This is a genomic window from Microbacterium yannicii, from assembly GCF_024055635.1.
Classification (GTDB): domain Bacteria; phylum Actinomycetota; class Actinomycetes; order Actinomycetales; family Microbacteriaceae; genus Microbacterium; species Microbacterium yannicii.
The window spans coordinates 93429-106341 of sequence record NZ_JAMXMB010000042.1; the positions used below are offsets into that span (position 1 = coordinate 93429).

Annotated in this window: 6 protein-coding genes; all 6 read right to left on the bottom strand. The window is 61.9% G+C overall.

The annotated features are described in order from the left end of the window. Nucleotides 1-6 precede the first annotated feature (6 nt). Nucleotides 7-2838, bottom strand: a complete 2832-nt coding sequence (locus NCG93_RS19895) for a DUF1156 domain-containing protein (protein ID WP_194413437.1) — start codon at nt 2836-2838, stop codon at nt 7-9. A gap of 97 nt (nt 2839-2935) precedes the next feature. Then, nucleotides 2936-3412 carry a hypothetical protein gene (locus NCG93_RS19900; RefSeq protein ID WP_194413438.1) on the bottom strand — a complete coding sequence of 159 codons (477 nt, stop codon included), beginning with the start codon at nt 3410-3412 and terminating at the stop codon, nt 2936-2938. 34 nt (nt 3413-3446) lie between these two features. Next, nucleotides 3447-6875, bottom strand: a complete 3429-nt coding sequence (locus NCG93_RS19905) for a helicase-related protein (protein ID WP_194413439.1) — start codon at nt 6873-6875, stop codon at nt 3447-3449. A 641-nt stretch (nt 6876-7516) separates the two neighbouring features. Further along, nucleotides 7517-8563: a hypothetical protein gene (locus tag NCG93_RS19910; protein ID WP_194413440.1), complete on the bottom strand. Its 1047-nt coding sequence runs from the start codon at nt 8561-8563 to the stop codon at nt 7517-7519. Between the two features lie 157 nt (nt 8564-8720). Next, a complete protein-coding gene (locus tag NCG93_RS19915) occupies nt 8721-11000 on the bottom strand; it encodes a DUF262 domain-containing protein (RefSeq protein WP_194413441.1) in 2280 nt (759 codons plus the stop codon). Continuing rightward, nucleotides 10993-12750, bottom strand: coding sequence for a DUF262 domain-containing protein (locus NCG93_RS19920; protein ID WP_241741610.1), 1758 nt, complete (start codon nt 12748-12750; stop codon nt 10993-10995). The genes NCG93_RS19915 and NCG93_RS19920 overlap by 8 nt, the downstream gene beginning before the upstream one ends. Nucleotides 12751-12913 lie beyond the last annotated feature (163 nt).

Sequence of the window (12913 nt, forward strand, 5' to 3'; positions counted from 1 at the left end):
AATGGATCAGTCGTCGAGTGAACCGAAGTCGAGGGTGGTTGCTGGGCTCACGGACTCGACTACTCGCCCAGCCTCGACTAGTTCAAACCATGACGTAGCCACGCCGTTGAACGAAATAGCGTCCTTTGTCCACCCGTTCTTCTCGGCCACCTGGAACAGCAGATAGGCGAGCTCTTTCACGAGATCAAGGTCAACGGCTCCGTCCGACCGCTGGGAAGCATTATGCAGGAATACTCCCGCCGCCGGGATGCCCTCGGACTCTTGGATACGGATCGCATGATGCAGGGCCTCCCAGGCGCTCGTGTGCTGGTCGGCGAGGACGTCATACGCTGCTGGAAGTGCCGCCGGCCGGTGAAGCTGCACCTTACCGGCTCGGGCGGTGAGGATCCCATCACGCTCTAGTGTCGCCACAACGGTAGCGCGGGCGCGGGCGAGATTCTCAGCGTCGCCGAACGCACCGGCGTCGTATCCATGACCCCGATACCAGGCAATCGCAAAGCGACTAGTTGGGTCGAAGTCGCCTTCCTGTTCGGTAAGCAGTTCGTCCAAGACTTCATTGATACGGGCAAGTGCTGAGCGCACGGTCATTTCGGAACCGTCGGACTCGATGACCTTCGCGTACCGGGAGAACACGCCCATCCCCGGCCCAATTGCTGATTGCGGCAGATCGACCGGTGCAATGCCACCTTGCTGCAACTCGCGGAGCGCGCGCCCCAACTCGCGTCGCATGGCTGCTATGAAACCGCGTCGATCGGTGACAGGGGCGTCTTCAGGGCGCGGACGCAGCGCGAGTACGACGGAGGAGGCTAACGCGTTCGTACCGTTGCCGACCATCCGACCCGAGAATTCAGACCGAACGGGCCACGTCGCTGTCACCGTCCAGCCAGACCGGACCATCGAGCCGAGGATGGTCTCCCACCCCGTCGAGGCGGTCCCGCTCTCGTCCGATTCAGACTGCTTGAAGGCGTAGTAGACCGTGATCGGGTAGGCCGTCGATGCTGTGCGACGCGCTCCCGCGAACACCGCTTCGAAGCCGTCCTCAAAGAAATCCCGCGCACCGTCTTTGCCGCCATGACGGAAGGGGTTTGCAACGAGTTCCTCAGCTTTCGGAACCAGAATCGTGCTGAGGGTCGTGGGGTGGACGTCCCGGAGGGCTCGTCTGAGCCAGATATAGAAGTAGTCCGAGAGGTCTGAGTAGCCAATGTTGTCGTAGTAGGGCGGATCAGTCGAGATCAACGCCAAAGTACTCGACGCGCGCTGAGCATCGGCCTGCACCGCCGTGCCGGCGTTCGCCGCGGGGAGTCGCTCAAGCGACCGAGAGACCGCTTGCACCATGATCTCGAACGACCCGTTGCCCGCGGTGAGGGGGTTTGCCTCGGCGAAGTCCCACACCATCGGAATGGCTTGCCTGCCGAAGACGTGTACGACTACCTCATTCTTTGGATGATTTGACCACGTAGCAAATGAGGACTGATAGTCCGTCATCCTGCTTACCGCGAATCCCAGATATGTGGCGACCGCGTCCGCATAGGCAGCTGCGCCCTCGCCGCCATCCTCCAATCGCGATCCGCCGGCGTAGCCGGATTCGAGAGCATCTGCTAGCACACGCTCGCGAGCTTCGATGACAAGATCGCAAAACGTGGTCAGCACGTTGAGCTGTCGATCGGTAAATAGGTCTGCGTACGACTTCATGCCGTAAAGCTGCACTCGGAAGCCGAGTGCCTGGTCGGGGATTTCGCCAGGAGGCGCATCACTCGGCCGCTCAGTCTTGGCTGCACGAACTTGTTCGTCGTCGGGCGGGAGATAAACACGTGCCCGATTACCCTCGGTGACCACAGCAACAAGCCGCTCACCTATCCGCTTAGCTCGGCCCTCTAGTCGGATATAAGCGAGATCGACGGGCGAAGCGCACCCGATGCAGATCGCTCCAGTGCGACTCACTGTGCCCTGCTGTGCGCCCAGTGGCCCACCGACCGGGTCGTGACCGATCGAGTAGTCAACGCGCCCGTCGATTACGCGGGGCACGATGTAAGCCTCTTTCCCCTTCTTCTTGCCGAGCCACCACGACCGCACCAACGGCATCTCGATCCCACAAGCGGGATTGGGGCAAGAAACAGTCCGCGCCCATATCCAGGCGATTGCTGTCGACTTGGCACCATTCGTCAATGTCGCCTGCGGATAGACGTGTCCCACGCGTCTTTCGGCCTCTTCACGGATCCATCTGCCGTACTGGCGCACATCCTCCGCAAGCCCGGTCGCCTTGGGCCATGCGTTCCTCTGCCCAGCCGCACGAGGAAAAACTGGCTCGCGGCCGGCGAACTTGGGCGGGATCTCGATGAGCGCCTTGTTGATTAGAACAGCAACTGGGTTAAGGTCGCTCGCGTGGGCTTCAAGTCCAAGGCGTTGTGCTTCGAGCGGGATCGTTCCACCGCCAGCAAAAGGGTCGAGTATTGCGGGCGGATCATTGTTGGTTGACCGCATGATCTCGGCGCGGACCTCGTCGAACAGATCCTCATCATTGATGTTGTCCCAGTCGACCATCCGGATAATGAGCCCGAAGAGGCGTTGCCGCTCCTGCTGGACGCGGTGCTCGGCCCAGGCATCAGGATCTTCGAAGCCTCCCGAAGCTGCCTCAGCCCTGTAGTCCTCCACGAAGTTACTTGGGTCGTCGACGAGTTGCGCAAACAGAACCGCCCGCGCCGTTGCGAGCGGGCGGCGCGCCCACCACAGGTGCAGAGTGCTCGGGTGCCCGTGCCGGATGCTCTTCTCACGCGCCGACTGCGCGTTGATCTCCTCGAGTGGCAGAGAGACCTCGATCAGCTTGCGCCTTGGCGCCACGGGGACCTTCTTCCGTCCAGAGACATAGGACAGCGGCCTTCGTCGGCCGCTGATCTCTCAGCATATCGAGCTCGCCGACGTTGACCGGCGCCGGGCGTCAGTCCTCGCGCCCGGTGATGGTTCCTTGCCAGCGATACGTTCCCGCGACCGTTTCGGCCTTGATCCGATCCATGCGTTCACGACGTGTGGTCCACTGAATGTGGTGATCTGACACGACTCCGTGCCCGTCGTGCTCATCTAGCGCCTTCTGCGATAGGTCGACAGTCACTTCTGCCTTGAACGCGCACACCTGCGGGTTGTGTGCGATACGGGCGATCTTCTCGTCCGCGTCCCACTCGACGACACGGCCGGTCTTGCCCAGCCTGAGGTACGCGGCCATATCGGCCGCATCCGATCCATCGAAGAACTGGAGCAGCGCCTTGAGCGCGCCTTCAACCGTGTGTTTCGAGCTTCGGCTGGGAAGAAGCGCAATGACATCCCCCACAGCCGCCGTCGAGAGCCTGGCGTTCTGCGGGAGGTCGTGGTGAAGCGCAGTGACAACCCAGGCCTTGCGTTGACGTCCTTCTCTCGGCACGACCCGAGTCTTTCAGATTGGCGGTGAACCCGAACTAGAACGGGCTGTCGCCGCGCGCCCACCAGTCATTCCAGGCTAGGTTCTGCGATACGACGTCGAAGTCGGTAAGCCATGAAGGCTCCACGCCCTCGAAAGCGTTCCCGATGTACCTCACCTGATCGTGTACTGGGCCGAGCGGACTCACGCGGACGAGGGCGAGCCTGTGGTCCGGCGCTGCATTCAGCGCTGTCAGCACTTCCGTGCGCGTGATCGTGAACGTGTCGGCGCCCTCGACGCGAGCCTTGACTTCAATGCGGATACCAGGACCGCTCGGAGAGTGGGAGAGCACGTCGAAGCCGGGGTTGTTCTGTGCCTGCTCGATCGGCGTGCGACCAAGTCCGCGCTCGAGGGCGAGCACGGCATCGACGCCGCGGCGCTCGACGGCGCGTCGCGCATCGGGGTCGACGCTGGGATGGCCCGGTACAGCCGCACTGATGCCCGGCATGACAAGCGCGACCGCAGTTATGCGTGGGGAGACCGGTGACATTGCGAGTTGGCGGTCGATGAGCGCAAGCCGGGACGCGCGACGTTCTTCGAGATCTTCCGCGCGGCGACGGAGAGTCTCGCTGGAGTAGCGCACCTTCCGGCCGGCCGCGGCATCCGCATCCGTTTTCAGGGCTTCGGTGTAGAGGCGGTTGACCTCACGGGTGAGGCGAGTGCTGACTCGCTCCCGTATGCGCTCGTACTCTGCAGTGCGCCTGCTCGTGACGTCGGCTGCGAACCCGGGCAACTGCTCCGCGATCACCCACGAGACGGCGTCCTTCTCGCGTGCAGTGAGCCAAGGCAGTGCCGCACCGGATTCCCGTTGCGCATCGCCAGCCGGCGCGTAGTCGAGGTACGGCGCGGGACCAGCTTCGTGCGGGATGCCGTCGGCGCCGACAAACGAGTAACCGAAGCGCTTGCTCACCGAAGTGCCCGTCGAGTCTTTGACCTCGTTGAGCACGCCGACGAGCAGCGTCGGCTCGGTGACGTTCTCCGAAGAGAGCACGGTCCCACGATCCAGGGTCGGGCCATACTGTTCGACGATCAGCGACAACGTCGCGTCATGCAGGGGATGCCCGGGAGCAAGGAGCTCGGCCCGGGGAGTCCCGTGAACGTCGATCGTGGCAACGTCGAATGTCACCCGTTCGTACTTGCGGGCGATGGGTGCGCGACCGGCTCGCTCGCGGATGCTCGCCGGCACGTGAGTGATCTCGAAGCGCCCACGTTCCCGGCGATCGATCCGCCCACCAAGGCGCTCGAATGCCTCGATGAACGCATCGCGGATGAAGTGGGGCTGCAACCTTTTGGCCTTGGCATCCTCCATCTGCCTTCGCAGGGCATCGAGGTCCGTGGGCGCAAGTGCCTCGTTGGCGAGAGCCTCATCGTCGAGCAGTTCCTGGAGCCCCGCAGAGACACCCTCGTCGATCACCTCCCACATGCGAGCTTTCACGGCCGGCTGCTCCCCGTACCGGATAGCATCCCGAAGCACGCGAGAGAGCTGAAGGTCGCCCAGCGAGGTGCCGAGCACGTTGAAGATCTCGCCTTTGTACGCAGCGCGTTGCTCTTCGATCTTGTCGAGCAGACGGATGAATACTTCACCTTCGCGCGTATCTTCGGCGACGAGGTTCCAGAGCCGACAGACTTCAGTCTGGCCGATGCGGTGGATGCGACCGAAACGCTGCTCGATGCGGTTGGGGTTCCACGGGAGGTCGTAATTCACCATCAAGTGCGCTGCCTGGAGGTTGAGCCCCTCCCCGGCAGCGTCTGTGGCGAGCAGGATCTGGACGTCAGGGTTGGACGTGAACTCGGCGGTGATCCGTCGGCGCTCATACCGAGGCACTGCGCCGTGGATAGCAACTACCGCGTCGCTCTTCCCGATGAGCTGGACGATGCGACGCTCCAGGTAGCTCAGCGTGTCGCGGTGCTCGGTGAAGATGATGATCTTGCGCGGCTTGCCCAGGTGGTCGGCGAGCACCTCGCTGTCGAGAACTCCGCGAAGTTCGCGCCACTTGACGTCCTGTTGAGTGTTCAACAGGCCGCGCGCGATCTCCGTGAGACGCCGGACATCCAGGATCTCTGTCTGAAGCTCAGCAGCCGTCCGTGCTGCGGTAGCCGCATCAACGAGCTCCTCCTCGGCCTCCTCGAGCTCGGCGGCATCCAGCTCGTCGATGTCAGGATCGTCTTCGAGAAGAGAAACCGGCGCTTCCTTTGTCGCGTCCTGAACCCCGTTGAGCAGATCGGTGCGGACCCGGTCCAGGCGCTCTGCGCGTCGTCGCAGCGAATGGAAGATGGCTTCGGGACTAGACGCTAGGCGTCGCTGAAGAACAGTGAGCGCAAAGCCCACGGTGTTCTTGCGCTTGCCGTCGAGTCGGTCAGCGAGATTCATCCCATGGCGGACGTATTCAGTGACCTCCTCGTACAGGTATTGCTCGGCGGGCGATAAACGGTAGGAGGCTGTTTCCGCGATGCGCTCCGGGAACAGGGGCCTCCCCTCGAATGTCACGAGGCGCTCTTTCACCATCCGCCGCATAAGCCCGTCAGCTGTGCCCGATTGGGCGCGCTTCTCGCCAGGGCCGGCGAACCGATCCCGATCGAGCAACGACAGGAAAGTTTGGAAGTCCTCTTCCTTGCCGTTGTGTGGTGTTGCCGTCATGAGCAAGAAGTGCCGGGTGCGCTCACTGAGCAGCTCGCCGAGCTGGAACCGCTTGGAGGCCTTCAGCTCGCCGCCGAACCAGGTCGCGCTCATCCGGTGCGCCTCATCAACGACGATGAGATCAAACTCCGATTGCTGAAGCTGGTCGATGAGCACTTCGTTGCGCGCGAGCTGATCCATGCGCGCGATGAGAAGCGGTTTCTGCTCGAAGATCGTTCGCCCCGACGCACTGTCTTCGGAACCGGGGGCGAGGATGTCGAACTCGAGGCCAAACTTGAGGGCAAGCTCGTCCTGCCACTGCTCGACGAGACCGCCGGGCGCGACGATCAGACAGGATCGCACGTCGTCGCGAAGGATGAGCTCCTTGATGTAGAGGCCGGCCATGATCGTCTTGCCGGCACCAGGGTCGTCCGCGAGCAGGAACCGAAGCGGGGTGCGTGGGATGAGTTCGCCGTACACGGCCCGGATCTGATGCGGGAGTGGCTGCACGTCGCTCGTGGCAACGGCGAGCATTGGGTCATGGAGGCCAGCGAGCATGATGCGCTGAGCCTCAGCCGCCAGTCGAAAGTTGCGCGGGTCGGCGTCGAAGGGCCGACCAGCGTCAAGGTGTCGTTCGATGCGCTCTTCGTCGGCGCGGTAAAGCACCATCTGGCCGAGGGCACCGGTGTCGTCTCGGTAGGTGATCTCGACTGCGTTGGCGCCGTGCATCCACGCAGCGAGTACCTCAACTGCACGGCCAGGAACGATCCCTGCCAACCGATGCGGCGCGGCAATGTCTTCGAGGCGCACGTTTAGTCCCTTTCGCTGCTGAGCACGATCGTATCGATCGGGTTCGACGTCGAGGTGGACTCCGCGCGGCTGCTCAGCGGCAGGAGGAACTCGGCCGCGCGCGACTCGACTGACGAGCCAGGGTGCACCCGGCTCACGAGGCGATGCCATCGCGATGGATGCGTTGGTCTACCGCCGAAGGACCACACGCGGAGTCTTCGACGCTCCAGTTCCGCGGATACCCAGTCGACCTGCGCGCGGTACTCGCGCCTGATCGGTCCCGTCGGGAGTTGGACGCCATAGGCGAGGAGCACATCCGAAATCGCGCCAGAATCCAACTCGCGCTGAATGAGTTCTCGCCCTCGAGCGAGGGTGTCTGTGGTCACCTGTCCGTTGAGAGCATTCGAATCTGACAGTTCAGCGGGATACATGTTGACGATGGACGATGAGTCGCACTCCAAAGCGCGCTGCGCGATCTCCACTCGACGAGTTGTCCTCAGTCCCGACCCGACCGGGAGGCTGTGCAGAATTGCGAGCAAGTGGGAGACCATGGCAGGTCAGTCTCTCACCGCTCCGCGCTCTATTTCGCCCACCCGGACGATAGACCGCGCGACTCGATGGGGGCTATTCCGTTGACTGGAGCGGCGATAGAGGGTCAAACATCAGTCGCTGTCGGCTTCGGCAAAGCGCCGCTCCTTGGCATCCTCAATCTGGCGATCCACTTCCAAGTCCGCTTGAAGCGCGACTTCGCTGACCGCCCGCTCGAAAGGCTCGAACTGCTTCTCAAACTCTGCCAGTGACCGGAAGGCGGAGAGTGGATCCAACAGCTTCCTTGCCCCGACGGACCACTCATCCCATCGCCGAATGTCTGCTCGAGTCGGAGTCTTGCACCTTGGCCCGGCGGGTGTCGGCTCACAGACGAATCGAACAGTGTCCATCTCCGAGTACTCGGCTCGATAGACCGATCCCGCGACATCACCGATGAACTCGAGACTGTCGTGAATGCCCTTGACGCGATCGGCGATGTAGGCGGCAATGAGTTCCGGGGCGTCGGCCAGATCCAAATCTTTCCTCAGGGCGTTGGCCATCTGCGCCTGCAGCTCCAGGCCTCTCATAACCCCACGGCTCGAAGGCACCGCAACCCCTATGCGCGTGAACATCCTCGCTTCCTGGTTCGTGCTCTCAGTGCTCCAGGAGAAGGTCTGTGGCGAGAGATGTTCAAGGAACTCGCAAACGAGAAAGGCGTAAAGATGAACGATGATCCGAAGTGCCTCGGGTCTTGACTCCTCCCGGTGGTACATCTCGTTCCGATACTCGTGAAGCCTTGAGACGATCGACACATACTCTCGAGGGATGTCGCCGTTCCACGCGAGGAAACGTAGCTTGTCGTCGAAGTTGCGGTCGATACCGGCGACCTGCGTCCTCGAGAAGGACCAGTGGATGTAGTCCTTTGGAGCGCGGAGTGCCTGTTCGCGGTCGCGTTGATCGGGGTCGTCAAGGGTCGGACTTACCTGTTGATCCGGTCGGACGTGCCACGGCGAGTCAGATCGCAGGAGGTAGCTCGAGAGGTACTGCACCCGACGCACCATCAGCGTCTCGGTGGCGCTGTCGAAGAGCAAGAAAGCCACTCGCATGTCTTCAGCTGTATCGCGCAGCATCGCGTCCCGTGCCGTGAACACTTGGGCCGCGATCTCGGCTGCTCGCTTCATCGGGCCACCTCCAGAGTCGGTCCGATCCGCCTGGCGACGAAAGGCACCGCTACGCGTTTATCGCGGCGAACACGACGAGAGATCCGTGCCATGGACATCGCGCACGTCGCCGTACACAAGGCACGAAGCACTCGCCTACGCCGAAGATGCGGCCGTGTCATAGACCCTCGGCAGCGAGAGCCGTGATGAGGTCTGCCCCGATCTTGATGCGATCGGCCGAGTCCAACATATGGCGTTCGCCAGCACGCTGTGGAACCGGCATCAAGCCATCGCGAACTCCTAGCTTGGTCGCGACGCTTTCGAGAGCTCTCCGGTGCTCACTGCCGGACGGAGGCGCGATCTCATACCCGTTTGCGCGGCACCTCACTCGCGTGCCGGATCGACGAAGGGTTAGCCATCGCTCGCCCCACTCATAACCCGTGAACCACGGGTCGTCGGCCAGATCGCCGATCCCGCTCTCTTTCCACACTGCAAGTAGGTAGGGATCTCGGTAATGACTGTTGAGTTGAGACTTGTTGAGCATGCAGAGCGAATATCCGAGCTCGCCGTTGTGTCCGAAGTAGATGCCCGACTTGCCCTCACGCATACTGTCGTACTTGGTGAGGTAATACCGCCAATCGAACTCCCTCTCGAGTTCGGCTTCCCGCAGACTGCGACTCCGAAGAGCACTCAGTCCGGTTTCGACAGGCTCACCGGTCGCCACTTCGTCGAGCATTGCTCCTAGCGCCCTGCGAGTTTGCGAGAGTGCGTCACGGCTTCCGATGGCGAGCACGGCGCGCCAGGAGGCGAGATTGCCGTCCTGTCCGACGCCGAATTGGAACGATCTGCGCTCCCGATCCCGTGGGCGAGCGTAAGGAGCTACCGCGAGAAGCGCGGCGGTCAACTGTGTCCAGTTGGCTGTGTCGCCAAAGGCTCGGACGAACGCTTCCGCGCGCCTCGGTAAGGACTCAGGATCGAGTTCGAAGGCGACCAGAGAGCCCCGAAGAATTACGGTGTCCTCTAGGGCAAAAACTGCCGACTCGATTTCGGGATGGATGGCGCGGATGCGCGCCTTCAAGAGCTCATCGTCGAACTGGGCGCGATTGAAGGCCGTGACTTCGTCCGTGAGGCCATCCACCGCGATCCTCTCAACCTCCGCGAGCATGGCGGGCATCCTGTCGAGACGGATCTCGTTCTCGGATGCGTCAATCAGGTTGCGAATCACGCGGAGACGTTCTCGCAACTCACTGCCGGCCTCAATTGACACAGAGCGCCTATACGCGAGTGCTGCGGCGAGTAGCAGCTGCTGCCCGAAAGAGAACACGCGCGTAGCGCCTCGTGTGTCTCCATAGGTAGATACACAGTTGTCGAAGAGATCGGTACGGCCTTCGCTAGCGGAAAACAGTGGCATGGGCCCGGCTGAGGTGCGCGCTGCGCGCCCGCTAGTGAACAGCTGGCTAAAGTATGCCGACGGATCTACTCCTGTCCACGTGTCGAATGCATCGATGACGTAGGCAAGGTGGTCGCGAGCCCTCGGGTTGCGTTCATCGAAGAGCTTCTCGGCGCGCGCTTCGATCGGCCCCTGTTCGATGCGGCCGTCTTTCCATTCGCAGATCTCGATGAGGAAGCGGAGGTATCGCAGCAGCTCGTCATCGATGATGTCGTCGTTGCCGCGATAAGGCCAGAAGGTGTCGGCCCAGGCGCCGTCGATCCGGTGCGCGAACGTCTTCCGAGGGTCGATAGGTGCGATGTCGGCTTCGAGCCGCGCCTTGAAGTTCTCGAACGGCGTCAGCGGCTTGCCGCGAGAATTCATCTTGATGTAGAGATCTTCGGGCGCTCCCATCTCGTTGATGGGCAGTAGATGGAAGGAAACTGCTGGCCGATCTGCGTCTGCGATCCGGTACCAGAGTTGTGTCACATCCTCCTCATGGAATCGCTGGTGGATGGTCTCGATCATCGTGAGCATCGACTGAATCGTCGGATCGTGGCGCCAGACATACTGATACCAGGACTGGTCTCGGATCCAGTCCGTAGGGGCTTCGCAATCGGCTGGCGGGGGGAATCCGACAAGTCGCGCGCAGAACAACCGAGCACTTGCGCGCGTTGCGTAGGTGAACTCAGTCCAAGCTTCAGATGCGAGATCGACTCCCGCCCGATGCGCTAGATACCAGTGGAGTAAAAACAGGGTCGTCAGGCGTTGTTGGCCGTCGAGCGGTCGCAGGGTTCCGCTGCCGGTCTCAACGTCCCCATACACGAAATCCAGACCGATCCCTTGCGGTTCGTTCGCGCTGAGCGCAGCACGGAGAACCTCCAGGAACGCCGAGCGAATCTGCGTGGTGGCGGGATCCGTGCGTCCCTGCGCATAGTCACGCTGAATGAGCGGGATCTCCACACGCTTGATTGCCCCGTCGCCGCCGCCGATCAGCTGCGCGAACGTAGTGATTCGACTCTCATTCATCTGCGGCTCCTGCCTCAACGGTCAGATCTGAGAGTAGGTAGGGGCGAAGGGCATCCAGAATGGCCTCAAGATACGCCTGCCTGTCGGCCATTCCCCAAAAGTGGAGCTGCTGGTCAGCGTCCGACGTGTAGTACTTCAGGAACACGTTTCTCGTGCATGCCGGTATGTAGTTGCCGCGTTTGTCACGACGAAGAATCTCCCGGCGCTTGACCTCGAAGACAGCATTGCTCAATGCGCTGTTCGAGCCCGAGTCGAGGAGCGCGAGGTTGGTGATGGAGTGGATGTCCACGTCTGAGCTCTCGCCGAGTGCGGCTATGACCTTCGCCTCGATCCCCCGGAAGGTACTCTCTACCAGTTTCGGTGAGGCGAGGGCGACGTCGATTTCAGTTTCAAGGCTCTCCCGAGCAGCCGCCGGTATTGAAGGAACCGCCGAGATAGCGGCGCGATGGAGGCGGAGCCACTCTAGCCACTGGTCCTGCCGGGTCAGCAACTCGGCGCTCTGAGCATGGATATGTTCGAGGGACCATCGTTCCTCAGCATGAGCATGAAATGAGTAGCGCTCCGACGATGAACGCTGCCGGCGCACCGTTTCGACGTTCATCAGCAGAAGGGCACGTTCGGATCGAATCGCGCTTCTTCCTTCGTAGTTGAGCTCTCGAACGCCTTCCTCCGAGAGCGAGAGGTGTTCGCTGATCCGACCAATGAGGGCAGCATCGAACTCGCTCTTCGTCTTGCCCACCGACATGGCGACGATCTGGCCAAGGTGGTCGCCTGCAGTCACGAGGAAGCCGACTCTGTGGAAGACATCGCGGTCGTCGTACCAGCCCGTGATAAGGGAATGTAGATCGAGCACGCGCTCCCACACTCCAAGCGGGTCTAGTTCGATGTCGGGTCGAAGCGTCTCGAATGTGTGGAACAGCGGTCGGTCGCGCCCCGATGGACCACCGACAATAGCGTCGAGCAAGAGGCTGATGTGAGTCGAGTCCGCGCGCTTGCCCGCGGTGATAAAGGCCCATAGCTCGGGGTTACGAAGATCCCGTTCGATCGAATCCCATTGGGCGGCAACCTCGAAAGACCGCCCACGTGATGGCGCAGCGGACTCGACTTTGGAAAGTAGCAGCGCTTTCACGAGCTCCGCGTCTGTCAGCGGGATGCGGCCGACATTCAGCCTTCGGAAGACTGTCGCCGAGTCTGTCTCCTCTGGAGCTTCGTACCAGATGATGCGCACGCGCTCGAAGAAATAGCCGTAGAGCTTGTTCGCGACGAACTGACGGCGCACCCCATGCGCCTCGAACCACGCCGTGATCGTTTCGTAGGCACCGGCCAGATGGAAGGCATCGATGTTCGAGCCCGGTTCGATTGAGGCGGGATCGGAGAGATACTTGAGCATTTCCGGACGCGTCTCGTAGTCGAGGGAGTACGGCGGAGGCGTGCTTTGAAGCGACTCGTTTCGCATGTACGCGAGGATCAGGAACAGCGTCGTCAGTCTCTGCTGGCCGTCTATCAGCTCCCAGCGATCATCGTCTGGTATCGCCTTAACAACGACTGGCTGGAGGTAGTACGACGGCTCGTCGCTGTTCCAGACGTCATCGAGGAGCCGTTCGACCTCTTCGTGACCCCAGCGGTATCCGCGCTGGTACGCCGGGACCCAGAAGCGCTCCGCAATGTCGCCGACGTAACGCTCGCGCAGCGCAGAGCTTGCAGTTTCCTGTGGCAACCCAACCCCCGTCGAAATCGGCGGCGTGTGCAACTGCCGCTCGCTATGACCATATTCGGAAGTGTGGACGCCACGCCAAGATGGCCAGATGCCAATCGGGCGGTCATTGGGGTCTGGATGAACTCGCCAAGGCCAGCCCGGCCCTATCGTTCGACCATAAGCTGGCTCACGCGAGCTCGACGCGAAGAGCCGAGTG